This is a genomic window from Halomarina oriensis (genome assembly GCF_009791395.1).
Lineage (GTDB): Archaea > Halobacteriota > Halobacteria > Halobacteriales > Haloarculaceae > Halomarina > Halomarina oriensis.
This window is the reverse complement of the sequence record NZ_WSZK01000034.1, coordinates 77,830-103,695: the sequence shown is the minus strand read 5'-3', so window position 1 is coordinate 103,695 and position 25,866 is coordinate 77,830. Positions and strand designations below refer to the sequence as shown.

The following is a 25,866-nucleotide window of genomic DNA, read 5'->3' as shown; positions in this document are numbered from 1 at the left end:
CGTTCCCCGTCACGTCTGGATGGTGTACAGCGAGGCGTAGCGCCCCTCGTTCTCCAGTAGCTGTTCGTGGGTCCCCGCTTCGACGACGTGGCCGTCCTCCATCGTGTAGATGCGGTCGGCGTTCGTCACCGTCGAGAGGCGGTGGGCGATGACGATGAGCGCGACGTCCCGCTCCATCTCCTCGATGCCACGGTGGACGTGGCGTTCGAGCGCCGTGTCGAGGTCGCTCGTCGCCTCGTCGAAGACGAGCACGTCGGCGTCGGCGAGCAACGCCCGTGCGATGGCGATACGCTGGCGCTGCCCGCCCGACAGTCTGACCCCGTCGTCGCCGAGTACCGTGTCGTAGCCACGCGGCAGGCCGTCGAGGAACTCGTCGACCTGCGCGATACGACACGCCTGGTCGACCTCGGCGTCGCTCGCGTCGCGGTTCCCGACGGTCACGTTGTACCGGAGCGTGTCGTTGAAGATGTAGGGGTTCTGCCGGACGACCGACACCCGCGAGCGCCACTGCCCGATCTCCGCCGCCTCGATGGGAACGTCGTCGGCGTATATCGCGCCGCGGTCGGGGTCGTACATCCGGGTCAACAGCGCGACGACGGTCGACTTCCCGGCCCCCGAGGGGCCGACGAACGCGACGAACTCCCCGCGGTCGACGGCGAACGAGAGGCCGTCGACGACCGGGTCGTCGGGGTCGTAGGCGAAGCCGACGTCGTCGAACCGGACGCCCCGGACGCGGGTCGGTAGCTGACGGGTCGCGGGGTTCGGTTCGGCGTGCGCGGCGAGCGAGGCGATGGTGCGCCGGGTCCGGACGAGGTGGGGGAGGTTACCCTCCAGCGAGTAGACGTGGTTGTTGAGGTAGCTGAGCTTCGGTCCCAGCCGGAACATCGCAAAGAGGAACACGCCGAGTGCGCCCAGGGACATCGAGGCGAAGGTCACCGCGAAGTAGATGAGGACGAACACCGTGACCGCGACGACGAGTTCGTAGAGTCGGTCGACGGCCGTCTCGTTCCGACGGAGCGTCACCGTCGAGGAGACGAACGTGTCGACCGCTCCCCCGAAGTTCCGGGAGAGTTCGTCGGTCATCCCGAACAGTTTGACGTCGCGGATGCCCTGTGTTCCCGCCTGGACGATCTCCTGGATGCGCTCGTTGGCGGCCGCGACGCGGTCGCCCACGTCGTAGCCGGATTCGAGCACGCCACGGATGAGGAAGACGAGACCGCCGAGGAACACCGCCATCCCGACGGTCAACACCGGCGCGAGGTAGACGGCGATGGCGAGATACATGAGACAGAGCACGGACTGTTCGAACACGTAGATGGCTTGCCGGAGCGACTTCGCGGCGTAGGAGGCCTCCGTGACGATCTTGTTGAGGATCTTGTCCGAGCCGTTACGGTCGAAGTACGCGATGCGGGCGTCGAGGGCGTTCTCGAACAGTTCCGACTGGAGGTGTCGGATGTAGTCGGCCTCCAGTGACGCCCCCATCCACCCGACGACGAAACTGGTCGTGTACCGGACGATCATCACCAGCACCACCCCGACGACGATGGACTCCAGCGTCAGCGCCACGCCGAAGAAGCCGTACACCTCCGAGAACGCGCTCATCACGCCCGTCGGGTCCTCGCTCGGCGTCCCACCCGACTGGACCTGTTCGACGATAGGGACGATGAAGCTCAGTCCGAGCCCCTCGAGCACCGCCGCGACGACGCTGAGGAACATGACGACCCCGGTCAACACCGGTCGATAGGCCAACGAGGCCCTGAGGGCACGAAACTTCTCTTCGGTCGTGACCTCCCTGTGCTCGACGTCGTCGCTCATGTCGGCACCGCCGCCGGTGTCGGACGCGGGACGGACCGCGTGGCGAACGCAGTCACGGTCGCGCCGACCGGTCGACGATACCTTTCAACTGGCTGACTTTCCATCTTCGAGTAGCTCTGTTGGTCAGAGACGCACATATATATTGTGTCGGCAACAGGTCAATCGGTCGTCTTTTCTGTCGCGTTCCGAGACCGTCGTCCGGACGGCTCTTACACGGAGTCGGTCCGGTCTCCGGGGACGACCGGGTCGCCGCCGCTCATCTTCCCGACGATGGTGTCGAACGGTTCGTTGCCGGGCGTGAGTTCGTCGTGGGCGACCGGGTGGTACTGGTACTGCTGGCGCTTCATGTCGACGGAGACGTACGGGAACGGGAAACACTGGTGGACCAGCGCGTAGTAGGCGAACCGGCGCGCTCTCGCCCGTTGCTCCTCGGTCAGCGTCAGGTCCTCTAGCGCGTGCAGTCGTTCGACGTAGGCCGCGGGCGAGTCCGGGTCGACCGTGAAGCCGTAGCCGCGGTAGCAGGCCTCGCCGGCGACGACGACCGGAAGCCCCGTGTACGCCATCTCGATGCCGACCGTCGTCGTGTAGGTCAGTCCGACGTCGATGTCGCGCATGAGCTGGTAGGTGTTGACCGCGGTGTCGGGAGGCAGGAGGTGGACGTTCGAGGGGAGCTCCCCGTACCGACGTCGAATCCACGTCGTCACGTCCTCGTTCGTCCCGATGTCCAGTTCCGCGGGGTGGGTCTTGATGACGAGCGTCCGGTCGTCGTGCTCGAGGAAGTCGTCGACGGTGGCGGCCACCCAGTCGAAGACGTCGTCGAACGCGACGTCGTCGGGCCCGACCTGGAGCGACGCGTCCCAGACGAGGTTCGTGAACATCCCGGCCACGGCGTGGTCGGCGGGTGTCTCGACGCTCACGTCCGCCATCGACGAGAAGAGGAACGTCCCCTCGCCACCGCTCCGCTCGTCCATCGCCGCCGTCAGCGCGCGTTCCTGGTCCTCGTCGAGCGGTTCGGCGAGGAACGCCTCGACCACCGCGTCGTCGGAGAAGTACGGTTCGGTGTTCCGGTTGCCGGTGTTACCGAAGACGATGCTCCCGTCCTGGTACCCGACGTCGTGGGAGTACCCCGATACCCCGTAGGCGTCGGCCACCGACAGCGGGACGCCGCCGTGGACGTAGACCGTCTCGTTGGTGACGACCACGTCGAACAGGTCGTCCGCGAACAGCGAGTGGTAGACGTCGGCGAGCGTCGTCGCCGTCCGGAGGTAGCTGCCGAACACCGACCGGTCGACCGGGGTGTCGAGGTCGAGGTGGTGTTTCTTCAGGAACTTGCGCGCCGACGCCAGCGCGTACTGACCCACGGGGACCTTCCGGTAGGTGGCGTCGGGACGCAACGGGACCACCGGTGGTTCGTAGCCGTCGTCGAGCACCTCACCCAGCGACCACGTCTCCAGGCCGAACGCTGCGGGAATCTCGTGGCTGTCCATCCGGCAGAGCACCGGCGTCGTCGGACCGACTTCGCCGGCCATCTCGTAGAGGCAGTCCTCGAACTGACAGGTGTCACAGTCGCGCTTGCAGTCGAGCATCACCGGCCGGTAGCCACGAGTCCGGAACGCGTGAGCGAGGATACACGCCCGGTAGAGCACGCCGTCGAACGCCGGGAAGACGGGGAACAGGACGACACCCTTCGCCGCCCCCGAGTCCGGTTCGTAGCTCCGGATGCGCTCGTCGACCCCACCGAGGAAGTCGTACCGGGGCATCCCCACGACGCCGTCGAACAGTTCCAGCATCGGCCGACCCATCCCGAGTCGACTGGCCGCCTCGAACGACGCCCGTGGCAGTGTGTACAGAGGTTCCAACATCGTTATTGTCAACTAATATATCATAGTGGCTAATAAATCTACCAGCGAGCGTTCGGCGTCCGGCGTTCGCCGCTACCGCGTGAGTCGGAGTCTCTAGAACGTCGATGGGTTCAGCGAACGGCGGCCTCGTGTCGGGCGCGGAGTCGCTCGGCGTGGGCCTGCCACGTCCACCCCTGCTCGACCAGTCGCCGCCGGCCGGCGCGTCCCATCTCGGCGAGCAGCGTGCGGTCTCCCACCATATCGGTCAGTACGGCTTCGAGGGCGGCCTGGTCCCGGGGCGGAACCAGTCTCCCCGTCTCGCCGTCGACGACCTGTTCGGGGATGCCGCCGACGGTGGAGGCGAGCACCGCGGTGTCGCTCGCCATCGCCTCGTAGATCGCCGTCGGGCGGCCCTCGGCGTAACTCGGGAGGACCAGCAGGTCCGCGATTGCGAACAGTCGTCGGACCGCGATGGGGTCGAGTCGCCAGTAGACGTGGTGGTTGGCGAACCCGTGCTCGGCGACCGCTCGCTGGAGGTCCCACCGGAGTTCGCCGCCGTGGCCGACGAAGAGGAACTCGACTCGCTCGGGGTCCATCGACGAGAGTGTCTCCAGGAGTTCCCCGAGTCCCTTCCGTTCGGTGAAGTGCCCGACGTAGAGGACGACGGCCTTCTCCCGGGGAATGCCGAACTCCCGGCGGATGGCGTCGTCGTTGCCCACCGGGAACTTCTCGGGGTCCGCACCGAGGGCGGTCACCGTCGTCTCCACGCCCGGCGCGATGCGCTCGGCACGCCGGGCCAGCGCCTCGCTGACACAGAGCAGTTCGGTACAGCCGTCGAGCGTCTCGCGTATCCGCTCTTGGACGCCCTCGCTCGCCTCCGCGAACGTGTTCAACAGGACGCCGTGAGAGACGGCGAACAGCGGCACGTCGTGGCGCTGGCAGTACCGAAGCATCCCGTAGCCGTCGGGGTAGATGTCGCAGGCGTGGACCACGTCGGGCACGTCGAACGTCCGCTCGACGTATCGGGGGACGCGAGCGGCGAAGGAGTCGCCGGCGTGGGCGTAGAACAGACGTTTCGGGAGGAGGTAGGTGAACCGCGGGTGGTGAACCGAGTACGACCCCCACCGCGTGCTGGTCGGCAGGTGCCAGTAGTCGGAGTACGGCCCGACCGGCGGCGCGAACGGACGGGCGACGACGGCGTCGAGCGAGACGCCGCTACGGGCCAGCGACTCCAGCATCCGGTGGTTGAACAGCGAGACGTACGGGTCCACCGCGTCCGGGTGGTTCACCGCGCTCGCGAGGAGCCGATAGCTCATCGACACCGCCCCGACCGACGAACCCGACGCCACGACACCACGGTCATCGTCCCACACGTATGACAGAACCGAGAATAAGACTGCCGGGGCGACGCTGCCGGGACCGGCCGGCCGTGGCGGGGTCGAGCGACGGGCCGAGTGACGACGGTGGCGCGGTCACTCCTCCGGGGCCGGCGGGTCGACACCGGTGACCGACCGGTAGTACGCGTCGACGCCACGTGGCTTCGAGTAGTGGCGCTCGAACGCTCGCCGGGCGTTCTCGCCCTGGCGTTCGACCAGGTCCGAATCGGAGCGCCAGCGCTCGACGGCCTCCACGACGGCCTCGACGTCCCTCGGCGGGCACTGCTGGCCGGCGTCGTGGGTCCGGACGATACGCGCCTCGTCGGAGGCGTCGGGAGCGACGACGAGGACCGGTTCACCCACGGCCAGCGAGGTGTAGACCTTACACGACACCTCGGGCATGTCGTCGCGCTTGCTGACAACCGAGACGTCGCCGCTGGTCAGCGAGTACGGGAGCGCGTCCAGTGGCTGGTACGGCAGGAACCGAACCGTCCCCTCGTCGAGGCCGAGTCGGGCGGCGAGTTCGACGCACGAACGCTTCTCGGTTCCCTCGCCGATGACGAGGAACAGTACGTCCTCGTCTTCGAACGCCGCCGCCGCACGGACGAGCGTCCCCAGGTCGTGCATCACGCCGATGTTCCCCGAGTAGAGCACAACGAACGGGTCCACGAGACCGTGTCGGCGGCTGAACGGGTTGTCGGCTTTCGCCAGCGGGACCAGCACGTCCTCGTCCTCCCAGAGGTCGACGACGTCGAGTTTCGCCGCGTCGAAGCCCGGTCCGGCTTCCTCGACGACGAGGTCACGCAGCTGTGTCCCGATGGTGATGACGCCACGAGCGTCGCGGTAGACGCGCCGGTTGAGCGCGTACCAGAGGCGCGCAATGGGGTTGTCCTCCCCGATGTAGCCCGCCGTGACGAGCGTGTGCGGGTAGGGGTCATAGAGGATGTACGTGTACTCCCAGCCCCGAAGCTTGCAGACGGCCCAGACGACGGCCGTCAGGATGGGTGGGTTCGACACGAACAGTATCTCGCGGTCCTCGCCCGCGTCGTCGAGCAACAGGTGGACGAACGCCGCCAGCGCGAAGACGACCCAGTCGAACAGGTATCGGGCCGTCGTCGAGGTTCTGAGCAGCGGCACCCGGAGCCGTTCGACCGGTACCCCCTCGACCGTCGTTCGGCGTGGCTGGCGCTCGTGGTCGCCGCTGTGGTAGTGCGGTTGGGCGGTCAGCACGGAGAGGTCGAGGCCGCGTGCTCGCAGGCCCACCGCCACGTCGGTCATGTACTCGCCCGTCGAGGCGGTGTCGGGGCTGAAGAACTCCGTCACCAGCACGTACTCGCGGTCGAGTGCCGCCCCCTGGGGTGCGTCCAGCGTCTCGCGGACGGTGTTCGTCTCGGACCCCACGGACGTCACCGGCTGGTGAGACGCTGGGTCAGTTCCGCGCTCACCTGCTCTACGTCCTGCGTACTCGTGTACCAGTCGATGGTCCGGTCGAGGCCACGCTGGAGGTCGTACTCCGGGTCCCAGTCGATGAGCTCTCTCGCACGGGTCGTGTCGGCCGCGCGGTGTTCGACGCCGACGGGCTTGTCGGTCCGGTAGGCGACTTCGTCGGGTTCCCAGTCGAACCAGTCGAAGACGGCCTCGGCCACCTCGTTGATGGAGATGTACTCCTCGATACCCGCGTTGACCGGCGTCGCGTCGTCGATGCGCTCGGCGGCACGCCGCAGCGCCGTCGTGATGTCCTTGACGTAGGTGAAGTTCCGGGTCTGTGTCCCGTCGCCCCATATCTCGTAGGGGTCCTGTCGGGCGTACGCCTTGGCGACGAGCGCGATGATGGCGTGTGACTCGTTCTCGCGGGGGCCGTAGGCGGTGAAGATGCGGACGATGCTGGCGTCGATACCGTACTGTTCGTGGAACGCCGTCAGCGAGCGTTCGCCCATCAGTTTCGCCCAGCCGTACGTCTCGTCGGCGTAGGCCCCGCCACGGTCCTCGAAGCTGACCATGTCCTCCGAGAGGCGCTGGCGTTCCGTCTGGATGTCCGTCGGGTAGGTGCACGCGCTGGAGGCGTAGGTGATGTTCTCGACACCGTTGTTCGCGGCCGTCTCGAAGACGATGTTGTCGAGCGCCATGTTCGTCGCGCAGTTGGCGGGGTAGTTGGCGATGTACCCCCGGCCCCCGTGGTCGGCCGCGAGGTGGAACACCGTATCGACGTCCGTCGTCGCCCGGTCGGCGAACGCCCAGTGTTTGAGGTTCCCCTCGAACACCTCGACGTCGTCGATGACCGCCGCGAGGTTCTCACGCCGGCCGCTGGAGAAGTCGTCGGCGACCCGAACCGACGCCCCCGCCGCGACCAGGTCCTCGACCAGATGACTCCCGATGAACGATGCCCCGCCCGTAACCAACACTCGCTGTCCGGACCAGTCACTCATTTCCTGTGAGTACACCGACATACAAGTTAAAATAGGTTGTCACGAACGGTCCAGAAGCCTGAACGAGCAATCGTGAATCCAACTCGGGACGAGTCGCGTCGGCGCGAGACGTGTCGGCCGTAGTGGACGACGGGTCGTCCCTCGAACGGGGCCATCCACACCTCACTCGGGTGGCGTCGGGACCGTCCGTGTACCGACGAGTCGTTCGTAGAGTCGCTCGTGTGCGTCGACGAGCGTCTGGATGTCGAACCGACGTTCGACGTGGTCGTACGCCCGCGCGCCGGCTGCGGACAGGTCCTCGTCGGCGAGCGAGAGCATCGCGGCGGCGAGCCGTTCGGGTGACCGCGCCGGGACCAGCCGACCGACCCCGTCCGTGAGGACCTCCTCGACGCCCGGCACGCGAGTTCCGACGACCGGGAGTTCGGCCGCCATCGCCTCCAGCGCGGTGAGCGGGAGCCCCTCGAACAGCGACGGCATGACGTAGACGTCCGCGGCCGCGTAGTAGCCGTGGACGTCGTCGACCTTCCCGGTGACGTGGACCGACTCCGTCAGGTCGCGGGCGCGAACGAGTCGTTCGAGCGCCGCCTGCTCCGCACCGTGGCCGACGACGACCGCGCGAGCGTCCGGGCGCTCCCGGACCACCGACGACATCGCCTCGACGAGGTACTTCTGGCCTTTCTGTGGGTCGTACCGACCGACGTTGAGGAACGTCGGTCCTGCCCCGTCGTCGCCCGGCAGCGAGGGCGGGGTCGCCGACCGGACGGCGTCACGGAACCCCGCGACGTCGATGCCGTTGTAGACGACCGACCACGGGGGCCGGTCGAACACCGTCGCCTGGCTCTCACGGACCGCCTCCGAGACGGCGACCTCGTGGCTGTCGAGCGGGCGCGTGGCGCGTTCCAGCGTCGATATCGACCGGTAGTCCGCCGAGGCCAGGACGTTGTGGTGCGTCGAGACCACGGCGTCCACGCCGGCCGCACGCCCCGCCAGTCGAGCGACGACCATCGCGTGTGGGAGGTGCGCGTGCAGGACGTCGAGGTCGTAGCGAGCGATGGTCCGTCGCGCCCGGTTCAGCGCGCGGAGGTCGACGACGGAGCCGACCTCCAGGTTCACCGTCGTCGCCCCCGCCGCGCGGAAGTCGGCTTCGAGGTCGTCCGCGCCACCGAGTCGGAAGACCACGCGCTCACCCACGCCGTGTTCGAGTTGGCGCAACAGCATCGTCTCCGCGCCGCCACGACCGAACGTCCCGATGAGGTAGCCGACGTTCATCGTGACCGGGCCGTGTCGGCCTCACCGCCCCTCTCACCCTCGCCGGAGCCGCCGTCCGGCGTGACGAGCCAGACGGTGTAGCCGTCGTTCGTGTAGAGCTTGTCGGCCGTGAAATCCCCGTGGAGGCGGTCCAGCGTCGCCCGGTCGTAGACGACCAGTTCGTCGCGCAGGAACTCCCGCTGGACGAGTTGGTACTCCGTGTCGTACTCCTTGGTCACCAGATAGACGGACTCGTCGCCGACCGTCTCGCCGAGGGTGTCGTTCGACGGATAGCCGAAGAACTTCGGCACGGGCGAACCGGCCTCGCCGATACCGACGACGGTGGAGGGACTGTAGTCGACGGTCCGCTGTGTGTACATCAGCATCTTGTTGTCGTTGACGTGGTGCGAGACGGTCAGCCGGTCTCGAGTCTCGTGCTGATACAGCCAGGACGCGCCGTCGCGCTCCGAATACGTCATGTGATATCTCGTGTCGTACGAGTTCGCGGCCGCCACCGGGACGGCGGCGACGAGGAGGACGAGCGACACGACCAGTGCGACCCGGCGAGCACGTCCCCAGCGGTCGGAGTCGAGCGTCGGTCCACCGCTCGTCTCCCCGACCAGCAGCCAGTAGAGGAACAGTCCCGCGAGGAGCGTCGCCATGAGGATCATGTACCGGGAGTTCCGGATGGGGTCGAACGCGACGACGTAGGTGAACAGCGAGACGACGCTGATGACGACGCCGACGAGGAACTGCACGGCGATCCACACTTCGGCACTCGTCGCCTCGTCGCGCCAGAACCGGAGGGCGACGACCAGCCCCCCGAACCCGGCGAGCGCACAGACGAGGAAGATAGGGCCGTAGAGGTTGACGAACCCGTCTACGAGTTGGCCGAGGCTGCGGGTCTGCTCGACCCGGTCGGCACCGTACTCGTCGGCGACCGTACTTCCACCGGAGTCGGCGAACGCGAGGACTTCGACCAGCGACTCCGTGATGAACGTGAACTGTCCGAACCAGGCCACCCAGACGACGCCGATGAACACCAGCACGAGGAGGTGCGGGCCGACGGCCACGGGCCCGCCACGCACCACGCTGTACAGCCAGCGCGCGAACACGGCGACGAACAGCGCGACCACGACGTACAGCGCCGTGACGGGGTGAAACAGGACGACGAACGCCGACAGAGCGAGGGTGAACGCCAGCAGCGAGGCACGACGCGTCTCGACGTAGCCGAGGAACGTCCAGAAGAAGACGGGCACCAGCAGGAACGAGTAGATGGCCGGGAGGAACGAGTGGTGGAACTCGGTGTAGAACAGCGGGACCGCACAGGCGAGCGTGGCGACGGCGACGCCGTGGTCGTCGAACAGGCGGCGGCTGAAGAGGTAGATACCGACGATGTACAGCGGTGTGAACAGCGCCGAGAGGAACGTCGGGACGACACGGGTCGGCACGCCGAGGAGTTCGAGTTCCGCCATCAGGAGGTGACTGGCCGGGTAGTAGTCGATGGTCGAGAGGTGGCCCGACTCGACGACGACCGACGTGAAGCCGATGTGTGCCAGCACGTCCGCCGAGAACCGGCCGTACAACGCCCAGCCACGGAACAGCGGGAGCAACAGGAACACCGAGTAGAGGAGACAGACCAGCAACAGCGCGACCTTCCAGTAGCCGTCGCTGGTGACCGACGAGAGGGCGAACACGACCGTCGCCGCCCCCAACCCCGTGACGACGAGCGCCCAGAACGCCGTCGGGTACGCGCGGTAGATGGTCTCGTAGTCCGTCGCCGGCGGCGAGGAGGCAGCCCAGAGACTGACGGCGATGGTACAGAGGGCGACGAGAGCGAGGAGACCCACCTGCACCTGGCGATGGTATCCCAAATCGTGGCGAGGGAGATACCGAGAGGGATACATGTCAATCAAGATAATCATGATGTGACCTAAATGCTTCGCTCGTACATCCAGCGCTGAGGCCCGAAGCGTCGGATTCGTCGACTATTCGGACTGGCAGAGAGCGCCGGTGTCGGTCAGTCGAGGGCGTGCGTGAGTGCGTTCGCGTACCGCGTCGCACACTCGGCGATACCGTAGCGGGCCTCGAACGCCGCGCGATGGTCGCGGCCGATGGCCGTCCAGCGCTCCGGGTCGGCGACGACGTGCTCGGTCAGTGCGACCAGTTCCTCGAACGACCCGTCCGCACAGCCGACGGCCGCGCCGTCGAGGAACCGGCCGGGGTCGACCGTGAGACTGACGACCGGAGTGGCGGCCCGCCACGCCTCCAGGAAGGTGTTCGGGAACCCCTCCTGTGTCGACGTGTTGACGAGCGCGAGCGCGCGGTCGTACTGGTCGTACACCTCCTCGGGCGGGAGTCGGCCCAGGAACTCGACGTTGTCGAGGCGACGGGCCCTCGACGCGACCGCACGCGAGTACCGCTCGTCGGCCGAGTCGGGGCCGACGAGGACGAACGATGCCGCCGGGACGCGTTCGGCGAGGTCCAGAAACAGGTGCGGGCGTTTCTGTCCGGGGTCGAGTCGGCCGACGAACAGGAACGCCTCACGGGGCGACGACTCCGTCCCGCCGTCGAGGACCGGATAGCCGTTCGGGACGACCGTCGCGTCCACGGCGAACGACGCCCGGAGACGGCGCTGCTGGTGGGACGACTGGGCGATGACGTGGTCGGCATCACGCAGCATCGCGCCGAACACGCGGTCGGTCAGCCTGCCGACGGGCCCCGGCGACCGTTCGGCCTGCGAATCCACCGCGAGGTTGTACACCCAGCGTCGGCCGAGCAGTCTGGCGAACGTGTAGCAGGCCGTCGCCAGGAGTTCGTCCCCACGGACGACGTAGACGTCGGCGTCGGCCCGGCGCATCGCGTGGAACAGCGACCGGAGGTGACCGAGACGCCGTACCGGCGTCGCGCTCGCGGCCGGTCGATAGGCTCGGTGGAGCGTCACGCCGTCGGCCCGACTCGTCTCGGCCTGCCCGTAGTCACCGACGACGAAGTGGACGTCGAGGTCGGCGGCCAACTCCCGCCCGAGCAGGGAGAGCTGTCGTTCGGCACCGCCCGTCGAGACGCCCTCCGTCGGGACGAAGAACGTGTACGCCTCCAGCGAGACGAAACACACCCGGAAACGACTCACGTCGAGTCACCCCGCCGGCGTTCGACCCCTCGGCTCCAGCACGCGAGCGTCGACGTCGAACACGGTGGACACATCGGTAGCGTACCGACAGGTGACCGGAGTTCGGGATAAGTGTTTGGTGAGTTACTGGTCAGTGGCCGCGAGACAGGGCGGCGGTCGGGAGGCGGACGGTCGTCTCAGAGCTGTCTCACGTCGACCTGCCGGAAGCCGCTCCCGTCGTGGTAGCGAAGCGTCCCCTCGCGCCAGTCGTCGCCGTCGTGGTAGCGGACCGTCGAACCGGACGACCCGCCGCTCTCCTCGCCGTCGAACGGGTACGCGCCGAGGTCGGGAGAGCCGTCGCTGTCGACGGGGCCGACCGCCACCCCCGCACCGACGCAGGGACTGTCCGCCGTGAGTCGGAGGAAGTCGTCCGCACCCCGGTCGGTACTGACGAACTCCGGGTTCCCGATGTCGAGGTCCCAGGTGTTGGCCTCGGTGGTGTCGCTGCCGTCGGTGTCGGCCTGCCCGCCGTCGTCGTAGGAGATGCAGTTTCGGTAGACGTGAGTCGTCCCCGACCCGCCGTCCCACGCGGCGTAGCCGACGTCGCCGTTGTTGTAGGAGGTGCAGTTGTACACCCGAACCTGCCGGTTGGCCTCGTTGTTGTTGAAGCCGACGGCGGTGTTCTCGTAGGCGACGCTGCGGAGGACGGTGTTGTCCCCGGACTCGCCGCCGCCGAGTTTGTAGCCGTTGCCGTCGCCGCCGCGCTTGCCGTTGTCGTAGGCGACACAGCCCTCGATGCGACAGCCGACGGACTCCCAGAGGTCGAACCCGTCGTCGGCGTTGTTGTACGAGACGGTGTTGCGGACGACGTTGTTGCGAGTCCCGGCGAACTGGACGCCGTCGGAGTCCCCGCCGGTGCCGTCGGGGTTGAAGTTGTCGTGCGACGCCGAGTCGACGACAACGTTGTCGTTCGCACCCTCCAGCCCCAGGATGCCGGGGAGAAAGCAGTACGAGACGTCGACGTTCTCCAGTCGGTTGTGGTGTGCCCCGGAGTTCTCCAGGACGATACCGCCGTACGGGCTGTTCTGGACGGCGAGGTCCTTGATGGTCCAGTACGACGACCCGACGCGAATCGCGCCGTCGTCGTACGAGTTCCACCCGCCACCGGACTGCCCGCCGAAGTCGACGACCGCACGCTCTCCGGGGTGGCCCGTGAGCGTGATACGGTCGCCCGCCGACCCGTTCGCGCCGTAGAGTTTGACGGTCCCGCTCGGTCGGTGGACGCCGCCGCGCAGGGAGATGGTGTCGCCGGCACCGACGCGGCCGACGGCCTCGTCGACGGTGGCGAACGGGTCGCTCTTCGAACCCGAGTTCCCGTCGCTGCCGTCGGTCGAAACGTAGTAGGTCGTCATCGGTGGTTAGCTCGTGTCGATCCAGACGTCGCCTTCCGAACCGTTCGGTTCCGAGGACTGGACGAAGATGCGCCCCTCGATGCCGCCCATCGTGGCGAAGAACTGCCACTGTGAGCCGTCACCGAGGTAGACGTTCTTCGTGTCCGTTGCGAGGAACTTCGAGCCACGCTTGGGCTCGTAGTTCCCCTTGTTCGTGTCCCGGTCACGGATTTCGACGTCCGTGTCGAGTGCTTCGAAGTTCCCGTTGAGGGGGACGTCCCAGTTCGTCGCGCCGCGCTGTGGTGTATCGTAGCTGTGGTTCTGCGTCATTGGTGTCTGTGTCGTTGATCGGTGTCCGTGTCGTTCAGAGTTCGATACGTGTGTTCAGCCGCCGTACCCCAGGTCGCCGTAGCCCTGGTCGCCGTAGTCGTCCGGCGTCTCGGTGGGTGTCTCCGTCGGCGTCTCGGTGGGTGTCTCCGTCGGCGTCTCGGTGGGTGTCTCCGTCGGCGTCTCCTTCGGCGGGTCGGTCCGGTCGACCTGCTCGAAGCGGACCCAGTCGACGTTGAATCGCTCGCCGACGGTTTCCAGACGCAGGACCCGCTCGTCGCCAGCGTCGAGCGGGACGTCCGGGAGCGTCACCGTCCGGAAGTTCATCCAGCCGCCCGTGTCGGGGACGGCGACGGCACCGAGGCCCGTGCCGTCCATCGAGAGGCGTAGCCGGTCGCCGCCCTCCGGGGCCGCCAGTCGGACGGTGACGTCGTAGCTACCGGCGTCGACCGTCGTCGTGTACTCCAGCCACTCGCCGTCCGCTATCCAGCCGACGTTGTAGCCGCCGTTGCCGTCCTCGATGGCCTGGATGTCGACGCTGCTGTCCGGACGGTACTTCCCGCCCGCGTTCTCGTCGGTCGCGTCGGCGTAGGCGACGCCCTCGCCGCCGCGGTCGAAGTCCTCAGCCTGTACCGTACCCGGAATCGTCGCCGGCGTCCCACCGTACGGTTCCTGACTCGGGTCGGGAGTCGGGGTGGGCGTCTCGGTGGGTGTCTCTGTCGGCGTCTCGGTCGGCGTGGGAGTCTCAGTGGGTGTCTCCGTCGGTGGGGGTGACCCCGACTCGGACGGGATGAACTCGATCCAGTTGACGTTGAAGTCGTCGGCGTTCGCTTCGAGACGGAGCACGCTCTGGCGGGAACCCGTGATTTCGACGCCGGGAATCGTCACCGTCTGGAAGTTCATCCACTCCCCGCTCTCGGGAAGCGGCACTTCGGCGAGGCGCTGTCCGTCGAGTGCGACCAGCAGCGACCCCTCGCCGCTGGGCGAGTTGACCCGCGCGTTGATGTCGTAGGTGCCGTCGGTGACGGCGACGGTGTACTCCAGCCACTCGCCGGTTCGCATCCAGCCGACGTTGTACCCCCCGCCGACGTCGTCGACGGTCTGGATGTCGACGCCGCTGTCGGGGCGGTACTTCCCGCCCGCGTTCTCGGCGTCGGTGTCGTGGTACGCGACGCCTTCGCCGCCGCGGTCGAAGTTCTCGGCCTGTAGCCGGCCCGTCAGACTCTGGACGAAGGCCGACTGCTCGGCGACGGACTGTGCTTCGAGCGAACGCTCCGTGCTCGACTCGCCGAGTGCCATCGGCTGTCCCCCGTATCCGTACGCGACCGGCTGAGACGCCTCGTCGCCGGTGCCGGAGAGACACCCCGCGAGCGACGCGGCGGAGACGCCCGCCAGCTTCAGCATCGTTCGTCTCGACGTGAGCCCACTCGGTGCGGCCTCGTCGTCGGTTCGGCTCTCCTCGGTCATGTTGACATTGACGGCCTGTTTGGGACCGAGGACTTACCACTACTGGCAATACTCATAGTATCAAAACTGTTTGATATTTTCGTAAATCACTAGCATCTGACAGCACTCACAGAAGCCTGAATTCGGGGTTTCTGAGAGATATTGAGGGACGAGACACTACCAGTTCGATAGAACCATACGAATCTCGACATAGTCCGAAACTCCGAATGTTACGAAGTCTGTCACTGCGCTCACCCCGTCGTGGTCGGCGACCGAGGGATGAACTCGAACGCCCCGAGGTCGGGACGGGGGCCCGCGTACTCGAGGCCCACGTCGGCCCCGGCGTCGACGCAGGGACTCGTCGGCAGGAGGCGTAGGAACGCTTCGTCGCGGGGGCGACGACTCACGAACCCCGGGTCCGTGATGTCGAGCGACCACGTGTTGTGTGCATCCCGGACGGCGTCGTTCACGTCGACGCTCCCTCCGAAAGCGATGTTGTTCTTCAGGTCGTGTGGGACGTCGTAGAAGACGTAGGCGGCGGCGTTGGCGACGGCGGTGTTGTTGTAGACACGCATGGGCACGTCGGCCCCGTTCTGGTCGAAACCGGCCGCACGGTTGGCGAACGCGACGTTCCACCGGACGGTCTGACCGCCCGAGGAGCGCTCGCCACCGCCGAGTTTGAACCCGTTGCCGTTCCCGGTCTTCCCGCGGCCGTTCTGCCAGCACCAGCAGTCCTCGACGAGGACGTCACGACTCTCCCACAGGTCGATGCCGTCGTCCGAGTTCCCGTAACAGACCGCTCGCCGGACGACGTTGCCGTCGGCGGCACCGAACTGGATGCCGTCGGCGTCGTCGCCGCCGTTGTCCCGGTCGAAGTTGTCGTGCGCCCAGACGTCGCTGAGGAGGTTGTTCGACGCCCCTTCGTAGACGCCGATACCGGAGAGGTAGTTGCCGGACGTCTCGACGTTCGAGACGAGCGTGTCGTGTGTCCCCGTCCCGGTGAGTCTCAACCCGAGGTGTCGACTGTTCCGGATGCGGAGGTTCCGAACCGTCCAGAACGCCGAGTTCTCCAGGACGACGCCGCTGTCGACCTGCCACCCGCCCGGCGACGGCCCGTCGAACCTGATCACCGGTCGCTCCCCGGGGTACCCCACCAACGAACAGCGAGCGTCGGCCCGTCCGTCGAGATGGGAGAGGACGAGTGCGCTGTCGCGCTCGTAGACCCCACGCCGGAGGACGACGGTGTCGCCCGCCTCGACGCCCCCACGGCCCGGTCGACCGTCCCGAAGGGGGCCGCCATCGTCCCCTCGTTCCCGTCGGCGCCGTCCGGAGCGACGAAGTAGGCCCTCCCGTTCGGTGCGAGCGGGTGGTCGGTCGTCTCGCCGGCGGATGACCCCGGCCGAGCGGGCGGTCGGTCGTCTCGCCGCGACTGGTCGAGTGCGAACCCACCGGCAGCGACGACGGCCACCCCGCCGAGTCCCGCCCCCAGTAGCTTCAGCATCGACCGACGCGATTCCATCGCTACTAGTTGTGACTCAGCTGTCAAAAGCATGTGGATTGAGAACACACGCACTCCCTGAACGTCCCGACGACGAGAGCGAAGCACGGAGAAGCTAAGCCCCTCGACGAGTGTAGATAACCCGACAACAGCATGACGTGTTACTTCATCGCCGAGGCGGGTGTCAACCACGACGGCGACATGGACCGGGCGGAGCGACTCGTCGACGCCGCCGTCGCGGCCGGAGCCGACGCCGTGAAGTTCCAGACGTTCGTCGCCGACCGGTTGGCGACCCGCGACGCGCCGAAAGCGCCGTATCAGGAGGAGACGACCGGTGAGGAGTCACAGCACGAGATGCTCCAGTCGCTGGAACTGACGCGTGCGGATCACGACCGACTCCAGTCGTACTGTCGAGAGCGTGGTATCGACTTCCTCTCGACGCCGTTCGACGTCGAGAGCGCGACACTGCTGGACGAACTGGACGTCCCGCGAGTGAAACTCGGGTCCGGCGAACTCGACAACCACCCCCTGCTGGAGCACGTCGCCGGGTTCGGCCGTCCGATGGTCGTCTCGACGGGCATGGGGACCATGGAGGAGGTAGAGGCCGCGCTGGCGGCGATTCGCGGCGTCGACGAGGACGTTCCGGTGACGTTCCTCCACTGCACGACGGCCTACCCGGCCGCGCTCGACGAGGTGAACCTGCGGGCGATGCGAACGATGGCCGATACGCTCCCGGTACCGGTCGGCTACTCCGACCACACGACGCGCGTCGAGGTGCCCGCGTTTGCCGTCGCCGCCGGTGCTACCGTCGTCGAGAAGCACTTCACGCTCGACAGAACCCTCTCCGGCCCCGACCACCGCGCCTCGCTCGAACCCGACGAGTTGACGGCGGCCGTCGCGCTGGTCCGTGACGCCGAGACGGTCCTGGGCAGCGCCGAGAAGGGCCCGACCCGGACCGAACGCGAGAACCGCGACGTCATCAGAAAGGCGCTCCACGCCGCCGTCCCCATCGACGCCGGCGAGCGATTCACCGCCGAGAACGTCGCCATCACCCGCCCGGCCGACGGCTTAGCACCGACCACCTACGAGCGCGTCCTGGGAACGACCGCACGGGTGGCCCTCGACGCCGGGAACCCAATCACCGAGGAGTCCGTCGGCGAACCGAGCGGGGACTGACGAGGCAGTTCCTTGGGACGGCTCCGTCCGTCGATACGTGTGTGACTAGACAGTTATATCTCTGGTGAGGATACCGGGAACAGTGGATGGCGTTCGACGACACTCATCGTGAACTCCTGGACCTCGAAGCGACGGTCCGGCCGTTCGGCGTCCGTCACGACGGCGTTCCCGTGTGGGAGCAGGTCCGGTTCACGGTGTTCCGCCGGGTCATCGCCGCCCGTCATGGGTGGGGTGAGCCACACACACGCGTCGACCGGACGCACGAACTCTACGCTGCGCGTACACGGCTACTGGCGAGAAACCTCGTCCACCGGAACCCGTTTCTGAGCGGGCACCACGACGTGCTGTTCTGGGGGCACGCCCGTCGGAAACGCCTCGAAGACGGTCTCTGGTGGGACGTCTACTGTGACCCCATCACCGAGCGCCTCTCGCTCGACTACCTCCACGTCGAAGCGCCACACCTCAACCACCACTTCACCCCGACGAAGACCCGCGCACTCCGCTACGTCGACGCCATCGAGATCGCGGGCGAGGTGGGCACGGTCGTCGGGCGGGCGCTCGACCGGCCACGGTTCGACGGGTTCGGCGACGTGGAGGCGGCCATCCACGACCGGTTCGACCACCACGTCCCGGTCGACGACATCGCGCGACGCTATCTCGCGTCCCGTCGGACCGTACAACCGCTGTACAGACGGTTCCTCTCACGGGTCGACCCGGAACTCGTCGTCGTCGTCGTCAGCTACGCCGGTCGTGAGCCGTTCATCGACGCCTGTCGGGAACTCGACATCCCGGTCGTCGAACTCCAGCACGGTATCATCGACGAGTACCAGTACGGCTACTCGTTTCCCGACTGGCGGACGAAGCGGGCGTTCCCCGACCACCTGCTCACCTTCGGCGAGTTCTGGAACCGGCGGGCGGCCTTCCCCATCCCCGACGACCGAATCCACGCCGTCGGCTACCCCCACCTCGAACGGAGCGTCGAGCGGTACGCCGACGTACCTCGACGCGACCAGGTCGTCTTCGTCTCGACCGGCGAGGTCGGCCACGTCCTCTCGAAACTGGCCGTCGAACTGGCTGCACGGCCGACGTGTGACTGGTCGGTCGTCTACAAACTCCACCCCGGCGAGGCCGACCGCTGGCGCGAGGAGTACCCGTGGCTCGTCGGTTCTGGCGTCGACGTCGTCGACCAGACTGGTCGACCGCTCCACCGCCTGTTCGCGGAGTCACGCGCACAGGTCGGCGTCTACTCGACGGCGCTCTACGAGGGCCTCCGATTCGGCGTCGAGACGTACCTCGTCGACTTCCCGTGGATGCCCTCGTCGCCCGCGCTCGTCGACCGGGGGATGACCGTCGACGGCGTCGACGACCTGCTCGACCGACTCGGGACCGGCCGGACGGTCGAGGACACCACCCCCTTCTTCGCCCGCGACCCGCTGGCGAACGTCCAGCGGGCGTTCGCGGACATCCTCTCGTGACGGCCGCCGCCGCTCGTGACGGCCGCCACACCGGCCGATGCGTTTAATCCGCCGACAGGGATATATCGGAGGGTCCGTGCGCTCCCCGAACTCCCCTGGCGGTCGGAAACGGCGGTCGGTGACACTCGTCGCCGCGTACGACCCGCCGTTGACCGCGCTCATCGTGCTCTTTGGCTGCCTGACCGCGGCACTCGAAGGGGTCGGCGTCGGTCTCCTCGTCCCCATCGTCGACGTGGCACAGGGTAGCGACGTCACGGCCGACGCCGGGGGCGTCGTCGGCGTCTTCTATCGGGGCTACCAGTTCCTCGGCGTCCCGTTCACGCTGGAGTACATGATTCTCGGCGTCAGCGTCGCCATGACGTGTCGCTACCTGTCGAGTTTCGCCGTCGACTGGTCACGGGGCTACCTCCAGACGACGTACATCCGGGACGTCCAGTCCCGCGCGTTCGAGCACGCACTGCGGACGCGGGTCGGCTTCTTCGACGCTCGTGGCTCCGACGAGGTGCTGAACGCCATCATCACACAGACGAAGTACGCCGGCAACGCGATTCGCAACCTCGTCTACGTCCTCGAACAGGGGCTGTTGAGCCTCGTCTACCTCGGGTTCGCGTTCTACATCTCGCCGGCGCTCACCGTCGTCGCGTTCGTCTCCATCGGTGGCATCACGTATCTCGTCCGGAACGTGGTCGAGCCGGGCTTCAGCGTGGGTGACAGAGTGGCCGACGCCAACGAGTCCATCCAGACGGCCGTCCAGGCGGGGACACAGGGCATCCGTCCGGTCAAGCTGTTCGGCGTCGAACGCGAGGTGCTCGACGACTACCACCGGGCCGTCGAGGCGTTCGCCGACGCCTCCATCACGCTCCATCGCAACGACTCGTTCGTCGGCAACGTCCACCAGCTCCTGTTGGCACTGGCCGTGTTCGGCCTCGTCTTCCTCGCCCTGCGGTTCACGACGCTCTCGTTCGCCGGCCTCGCGGTCTTCCTGTTCGTCATGTTCCGCCTGGCACCCCGCGTCAGCAACCTCAACCGACGTCTCTACACCATCGAGAGCGACCTGCCGCACGTCGCCCGGACCGAGGCGTTCGTCGACGAACTCGCCGCCAACGAGGAGGACGACGGCGGGTCGCGGACACCGCCCCGGTCGTTCCACTCGCTCGTCTTCGACGACGTGACGTTCTCGTACCGGACCGGCGACCCAGTGTTGAACGGCCTCTCGCTCGAACTCGGACGCGGGAAGTTCGTCGCGCTGGTCGGTCAGTCGGGGTCCGGCAAGTCCACCGTCGTCTCACTGCTGACCCGGTTCTACGACCCCGACGGTGGCGAGATTCGTCTCGACGGGACGTCCATCGACGAGTTCGAGTTGACGGCGTGGCGCTCGCGGATCGCCGTCGTCCGACAGGACCCGTTCATGTTCGACGACACGCTCCGTCAGAACCTCACCCTCGGCCGACGGGACGCGACGGACGCGGACCTCGAACGGGTCTGTCGCATCGCCCAGGTCGACGAGTTCCTCACGGACCTGCCTCGCGGGTTCGAGACGCCCATCGGCGAGAACGGCGTCCAGCTATCGGGCGGCCAGCGCCAGCGTGTCGCGCTCGCGCGAGCGCTGCTGAAAGAGGCCGACGTCCTCGTCCTCGACGAGGCGACGAGCAACCTCGACACGGACCTCGAACGCGAGGTCCAGCGCGAGATCGAACGACTAGAGGAGTACACCGTCGTCGCCATCGCACACCGGCTGTCGACCGTCAGGAACGCGGACTGCATCTACACCGTCGAGGACGGCCGGGTCGTCGAGTCCGGCACGCACGCCCGACTCGTCGAACGCGAGGGGACCTACGCCCGACTCTACGCGATGCAAGCCGGCGACTGAACGACGGTCAGGGATACGGTGGCTCCCCGTGAGGAACCACCGGCGTTCTCCGGAGTCGCGGGGCCTATCCACCAGACCCGATACTGCACTGACGTGTCGAGGAAGTTCGATAAATCATCTCCGGTGACGCAATAGTTTTAGTGTAGTTGTGTCTCGTAATAGACGAGGTGGGACTCCCTCACTTGCCAACCCACCTCACTTCGCGTGTCGCTCGACCCCATCAGAAGTTCGAACCCCCGCCAAGAGCAGACGATTCCCGAACGACCCCAGGAGAGGGCGGCGATGGCCGTGACCTCGAAGACACACACCCCTCGTCAAGAGTGTAAACGGTGCGAGGGTGGGGTGGGGGTTCCACTCGAAGAGGGGGTTCGGTGGCCGGGTGACGGTGACGGAGGGGTCGTCCAGCGAAGCGTCTGCTGCCCGGATACCGGTAGTTCACCCGCTGAAACGGGGGTTCCCACCGAGTCACCGTCCGACGACGACTCGGAAGGGACGGCGTCACGACCACGGAAGACGTCAGCAGTCGTTCGGATGGATACGAGTGAATGCCGCCATCACTCTACGTTCATCAAGAATGCACTTGTTGAGATATTAGCGCTCATACTATATAAGCTAGCTAGCTTAATATTAGAGTATTTTCATATTCGGAATCAGATATGACGTATACTACTCATGTCGTTGGTACTGGCATACTCCCTGTGAGACGACTCACAGAGACGGCGGGAGGTAGCCGCCGGTGTCCTTCTCGCGGCCGTTCACGGCCTCTTCGACCGACGAGAGGCCGGATTCGTGTTCTACCGACGACACGACACAGCACAGACCCCCCCACCCCCCTCCTCGTTGTTACACTCTTGACGAGGGGTGTGGGTGCCGGCGAGACCCCCGAAAGCTGGCATCCGCCCCACCGTTCGGACGGTCTCGACGATACACTCTTGACGAGGGGTGTGGGCCGGCACTCGTCGCCCGACTGGAACGTTACACGACCTCCGACCCCGTCCGTCGTCGACGGGCGCGAACGGGCGGCCCGCGAACGGGCGGCCAACCGAACGTCGTCGAGTATGTGTCGTCGAGCGTGACACATCCCCCATCAACGAGAGCGTGAACGAGCGTGAACGAACGGGTGGAGACCCACCGACACGCTGATACACTCTTGACGAGGGGTGGTCGTCGCGCTCCCCCCGATATACACTCTTGACGGGGGGTGTCCACGTGGCGATGGTCGGTGAACGGGCGTCCGATTCGGGAGCGATCGAACCGTCGCTCGTCCCTCGTCCGTTACACTCGGGACGAGGGGTGGTCGAGTCACAGTCGTCGTCGATCGTCTCGCTCTATCGTCCGCCGAGGGTCGGCGGACGGCGGTCTCGCCGGGAGATACACTCTTGGCCGGGTGCGAACGCTTAAGTACAGAGGCCCCCGTTGCACGATACGATACTGATGGCCGACGAGTCGACGAACCTCTCGGACTTCGACGACCGGTTCGAAGAGCCGTCCGAGGACCCACTGTTCAGCATCGGCGAGGACCCGGACCGGGTCGACATCTTCTCGCGCAAGGAGCTACTGAAGGTGGGCCACGTCCCCGAGAGTACGCGCATCGTCGGTCGTGACGACGAGATCGAAGCCGTCGCGGCGGAACTCCGTCCCATCGTCCGGGCCGACCCGCCGAACAACGTGATGATCTACGGGAAGACGGGGACGGGCAAGTCGCTCGTCGCTCGCCACGTCACCGAGCGCGCCCGCCGGGCCGCCGAGAGCAACGACATCCCGGTCGGCACGGTCTACGTCGACTGCGCCCAGCACAACACCCAGACGCGCGTCGCACGGACGGTCACGCGGACGCTCAACGAGAACGAGAAGACCCAGTTCGACATCCCACGGACCGGTATCGGGAGCGGCGAGTACTACGACTACCTCTGGGAGATCCTCGACATCGCCTACGACTCGGCTATCATCATCCTCGACGAGGTCGACCGCCTCGACGACGACGACATCCTGATGCAACTCACGCGCGCGAAGGAGTCCGGCAAGGCCGACTGCCACCTCGGCGTCGTCGCGGTGAGCAACAAGATCGAGTACCGCGACCAGCTCAACGAGCGCGTCAAGTCCAGCCTCCGGGAGGAGGAGTTCGTCTTCCAGCCGTACGACGCCAATCAACTGCGCGAGATCATGGAGCACCGTCGTGACGCCTTCTGCGAGGGGGTCCTCTCCGACGACGTCATCCCGCTCACGGCGGCGGTCGCCGCACAGGAACACGGGGACGCGCGCAAGGCCATCGAGATCCTCCGGCACGCGGGGGAGCTCGCCGAGCGGGCGAACGCCAGCAGGGTCACCGAGGACCACGTTCGCAACGCTCAGGAGTGGGCGGAGGTCGACCGGTTCGAGGAACTGCTCCGCGGGTCGACGACACAGGTGAAGTTCATCCTCTACGCGCTCGCGCGACTCTCCGAGGAGGACCCCGAGACGGACGCCTTCTCGACCAGCCGCATCTACGAGCGGTACGGCGAGACCGCCGACCAGACGAACGCGACGGTGCTCAGCGAACACCGCGTCTACGAACTGCTGAAAGAGCAGGCGTTCCTCGGCGTCGTCGAGTCCACCCGGACCGGCGGGGGGCGCGGACAGGGGAGCTACCTCGAACACCGTCTCGTCCAGGACACCGGTATCGTCCTGAAATCCGTCCTCCGGGACAGCCGACTCAAGGAACTCGTCTGAGTTCAGGGCCCCCACGTCCCACCGGACACCTCGCTGCCGGACGGACTCCCCGAGGCCCCGTACCCGGTCGTCGGACACGAGCAGTCGTCCCGTCAGAAGCCCCGTCGCCCTGACTCGGCGTGACCGTCCTCGACAGCGCGGTGACCGATAGCATCGTCCTCGACAGCGCCGTGGAGTATAAGCCCTCTGCGACGAGCAGTTAGTAGCGGTACAGGATGACTTCGAGAGATTCGACGGCGTTCTCCGAGTCGGGGGTGGACGCGTGACGCGGACCGTCGCCCCCCGGACGGTGCTCTGTGTCGGTGCGCACCCGGACGACGAGGTGCTGGGAGCAGGGGGGACGCTCGCCGCCCACGCAGCGCAGGGTGACGAGGTACACGTCCTCATCGTGACGGAAGGTTCGACCGCACAGTACGACGACCCGTCGTACGTCGAGCGAAAACGCGAGGAAGCACGGGTCTGTGCCGACCGACTCGGCGTCGAGACGGTCCACTTCGGCGACCTGCCCGACATGCGCCTCGACGACGTGCCACACGTCGAGGTCAACGCCGTCGTCGAGGAGTGTGTCGCCAGCGTCGAGCCATCGGTCGTCTACACGCACTCACGACAGGAGGTCAACCGCGACCACCACGCCGTCTACGACTCGACGCTCGTCGCTACCCGACCGGACAGCGGCGTCGAGCGCGTCCTCGCCTACGAGACACCGTCGTCGACGGACTGGGTGGGCGGTGGGACCGACGGGTTCCACCCGACGGTGTACGTCGACGTGACCGACCACCTCGACACGAAGATCGCCGGGTTCGCGGCCTACGAGTCCGAGACCCGTGCGTTCCCCCACCCGCGCTCCGAGGAGAGCCTCCGCGCGCGAGCGACGATGCGTGGCGCTGCCGCGGGAGTGTCCGCCGCCGAAGCGTTCCGTCTGGTCACGGAACGGAGAGGAGCGCCGTGACCGACCACGCGAGTGGCCGAGAGCACGACCACGACCCGACCGCTGCCGAGACGAGCGACGACACCAGTTCCCGACGGGTCGTCGTCGTCACCGGGACGCGGGCGGAGTACGGTCTCCTGTCGTCGTCGATGCGCGCTATCGACGCTCACGACGCGCTCACACTGGACGTGGTCGTGACGGGGATGCATCTCTCGCCGCAGTACGGCCACACCGTCGACGACATCCGCGACGACGGGTTCGGCGTCGCCCGCGAGGTGCCGACGCTCGTCGACGGCGACTCCGGCGTGGCGATGGCGAAGTCGCTCGGTCTCGGCGTCTCGGGGACGGCGGACGCACTTGCGAGTCTCGACCCCGACGTGGTGCTCGTCCTCGGTGACCGCGACGAGGCGCTCGCAGCGGGCCTCGCGGCCGCCCACATGAACGTCCCCGTCGCGCACGTCCACGGTGGGGACTCGATGGAGGGGGCCATCGTCGACGACAGCATCCGTCACGCGCTGACGAAGTTCGCCCACCTCCACTTCCCCGTCACCGAGCGGTCGGCCGAGCGTATCCGGCGACTGGGCGAGGAGGAGTGGCGCATCACGACGGTCGGCGCACCCGGCCTCGACGCCGTCCTCGCCGGCGAGTACGACACCCCCGAGGCGGTTCGAGAGCGACTCGACCTGCCCGACCGCCGACTCGCGCTCGTCGTCCAGCATCCGCTCACCTCCGCTCCCGAGCGAGCGGGCGAACAGATGGCGGCCACGCTCGACGCGCTGACCGACCTCGACGTCGAACCGGTCGTCGTCTACCCGAACTCCGATGCGGGGGGCCGACGCGTCATCGCCGAAATCGAGGCGAGGCCGGCCCTCACGGCGTTCAGGAGTCTCCCACGGGCGACGTACCTCGGACTGATGGCCGCCGCGGACGTGATGGTCGGGAACTCCTCTAGCGGCATCATCGAAGCCGCGTCGCTCGACCTCCCCGTCGTGGACGTCGGCCCCCGCCAGGAGGGCCGCGAGCGCGCCGACCACACGATTCGGGTGCCCCACGACCGTGACGCAGTCCACGAGGCCGTCGACCGCTGTCTCAGCGACGACGCCTTCCGCCGGCGGGTCGCCGACTGTGAGAACCCCTACGACCACGGCGGGGCCGGTCGGACCGTCGCCGACCGTCTCGCGTCGGTCGAACTGGACGAGTCGCTGCTCCGCAAGCGACTGACCTACTGACT

At 67.1% G+C, this 25,866-nt stretch carries 19 protein-coding genes; 6 read left to right on the top strand and 13 right to left on the bottom strand.

Annotated elements, in window-relative coordinates; translation table 11 throughout:
* Nucleotides 1-9: 9 nt before the first annotated feature.
* The 13 genes from GQS65_RS17870 to GQS65_RS17810 form a co-directional block, all read right to left on the bottom strand.
* Entirely contained in the window at nt 10-1,815 is a 1,806-nt protein-coding gene (locus tag GQS65_RS17870; RefSeq protein ID WP_158205987.1) for an ABC transporter ATP-binding protein, read from the bottom strand.
* A gap of 209 nt (nt 1,816-2,024) precedes the next feature.
* Nucleotides 2,025-3,677, bottom strand: a complete 1,653-nt coding sequence (locus GQS65_RS17865; RefSeq protein WP_158205986.1) for a capsular polysaccharide export protein, LipB/KpsS family — start codon at nt 3,675-3,677, stop codon at nt 2,025-2,027.
* A 110-nt stretch (nt 3,678-3,787) separates the two neighbouring features.
* A complete protein-coding gene (locus GQS65_RS17860; protein WP_158205985.1) occupies nt 3,788-4,972 on the bottom strand; it encodes a glycosyltransferase family 4 protein in 1,185 nt (394 codons plus the stop codon).
* A gap of 156 nt (nt 4,973-5,128) precedes the next feature.
* Nucleotides 5,129-6,433 carry a glycosyltransferase family 4 protein gene (locus GQS65_RS17855; RefSeq protein WP_158205984.1) on the bottom strand — a complete coding sequence of 435 codons (1,305 nt, stop codon included), beginning with the start codon at nt 6,431-6,433 and terminating at the stop codon, nt 5,129-5,131.
* 5 nt (nt 6,434-6,438) lie between these two features.
* Nucleotides 6,439-7,458, bottom strand: coding sequence for an NAD-dependent epimerase/dehydratase family protein (locus GQS65_RS17850; RefSeq protein WP_158205983.1), 1,020 nt, complete (start codon nt 7,456-7,458; stop codon nt 6,439-6,441).
* Between the two features lie 162 nt (nt 7,459-7,620).
* Nucleotides 7,621-8,727 carry a glycosyltransferase gene (locus tag GQS65_RS17845; protein ID WP_158205982.1) on the bottom strand — a complete coding sequence of 369 codons (1,107 nt, stop codon included), beginning with the start codon at nt 8,725-8,727 and terminating at the stop codon, nt 7,621-7,623.
* On the bottom strand, nt 8,724-10,580 hold the full coding sequence (locus tag GQS65_RS17840; RefSeq protein ID WP_158205981.1) for a DUF6541 family protein: 1,857 nt from the start codon (nt 10,578-10,580) through the stop codon (nt 8,724-8,726). The genes GQS65_RS17845 and GQS65_RS17840 overlap by 4 nt, the downstream gene beginning before the upstream one ends.
* A gap of 146 nt (nt 10,581-10,726) precedes the next feature.
* Nucleotides 10,727-11,836, bottom strand: a complete 1,110-nt coding sequence (locus GQS65_RS17835; RefSeq protein ID WP_158205980.1) for a glycosyltransferase family 4 protein — start codon at nt 11,834-11,836, stop codon at nt 10,727-10,729.
* 176 nt (nt 11,837-12,012) lie between these two features.
* Complete coding sequence (locus GQS65_RS17830) at nt 12,013-13,227, bottom strand: right-handed parallel beta-helix repeat-containing protein (RefSeq protein WP_158205979.1); 1,215 nt, start codon at nt 13,225-13,227, stop codon at nt 12,013-12,015.
* 6 nt (nt 13,228-13,233) lie between these two features.
* Nucleotides 13,234-13,536 (bottom strand): hypothetical protein, encoded by a 303-nt coding sequence (locus tag GQS65_RS17825; RefSeq protein WP_158205978.1) that lies wholly within the window; start codon nt 13,534-13,536, stop codon nt 13,234-13,236.
* A gap of 54 nt (nt 13,537-13,590) precedes the next feature.
* Nucleotides 13,591-15,000: a carbohydrate-binding protein gene (locus tag GQS65_RS17820; RefSeq protein WP_158205977.1), complete on the bottom strand. Its 1,410-nt coding sequence runs from the start codon at nt 14,998-15,000 to the stop codon at nt 13,591-13,593.
* 230 nt (nt 15,001-15,230) lie between these two features.
* Nucleotides 15,231-16,109, bottom strand: coding sequence for a right-handed parallel beta-helix repeat-containing protein (locus GQS65_RS17815; RefSeq protein ID WP_158205976.1), 879 nt, complete (start codon nt 16,107-16,109; stop codon nt 15,231-15,233).
* Complete coding sequence (locus GQS65_RS17810; RefSeq protein ID WP_158205975.1) at nt 16,106-16,498, bottom strand: hypothetical protein; 393 nt, start codon at nt 16,496-16,498, stop codon at nt 16,106-16,108. The genes GQS65_RS17815 and GQS65_RS17810 overlap by 4 nt, the downstream gene beginning before the upstream one ends.
* Nucleotides 16,499-16,630: 132 nt before the next feature.
* Here GQS65_RS17810 and neuB point away from each other — a divergent pair, with 132 nt between their 5' ends.
* The 6 genes from neuB (at nt 16,631) to neuC (ending at nt 25,864) form a co-directional block, all read left to right on the top strand.
* Nucleotides 16,631-17,653 carry an N-acetylneuraminate synthase gene (gene neuB / locus GQS65_RS17805; RefSeq protein WP_158205974.1) on the top strand — a complete coding sequence of 341 codons (1,023 nt, stop codon included), beginning with the start codon at nt 16,631-16,633 and terminating at the stop codon, nt 17,651-17,653.
* 86 nt (nt 17,654-17,739) lie between these two features.
* A complete protein-coding gene (locus GQS65_RS17800) occupies nt 17,740-19,128 on the top strand; it encodes a hypothetical protein (RefSeq protein WP_158205973.1) in 1,389 nt (462 codons plus the stop codon).
* 118 nt (nt 19,129-19,246) lie between these two features.
* Entirely contained in the window at nt 19,247-20,998 is a 1,752-nt protein-coding gene (locus GQS65_RS17795; RefSeq protein WP_368280307.1) for an ATP-binding cassette domain-containing protein, read from the top strand.
* A gap of 1,434 nt (nt 20,999-22,432) precedes the next feature.
* Nucleotides 22,433-23,707 carry an orc1/cdc6 family replication initiation protein gene (locus GQS65_RS17790; RefSeq protein ID WP_158206047.1) on the top strand — a complete coding sequence of 425 codons (1,275 nt, stop codon included), beginning with the start codon at nt 22,433-22,435 and terminating at the stop codon, nt 23,705-23,707.
* 262 nt (nt 23,708-23,969) lie between these two features.
* Nucleotides 23,970-24,656 carry a PIG-L deacetylase family protein gene (locus GQS65_RS22180; protein ID WP_158205971.1) on the top strand — a complete coding sequence of 229 codons (687 nt, stop codon included), beginning with the start codon at nt 23,970-23,972 and terminating at the stop codon, nt 24,654-24,656.
* Entirely contained in the window at nt 24,653-25,864 is a 1,212-nt protein-coding gene (gene neuC / locus GQS65_RS17780; RefSeq protein ID WP_199268498.1) for a UDP-N-acetylglucosamine 2-epimerase, read from the top strand. The genes GQS65_RS22180 and neuC overlap by 4 nt, the downstream gene beginning before the upstream one ends.
* The last annotated feature ends 2 nt before the right edge of the window (nt 25,865-25,866 follow it).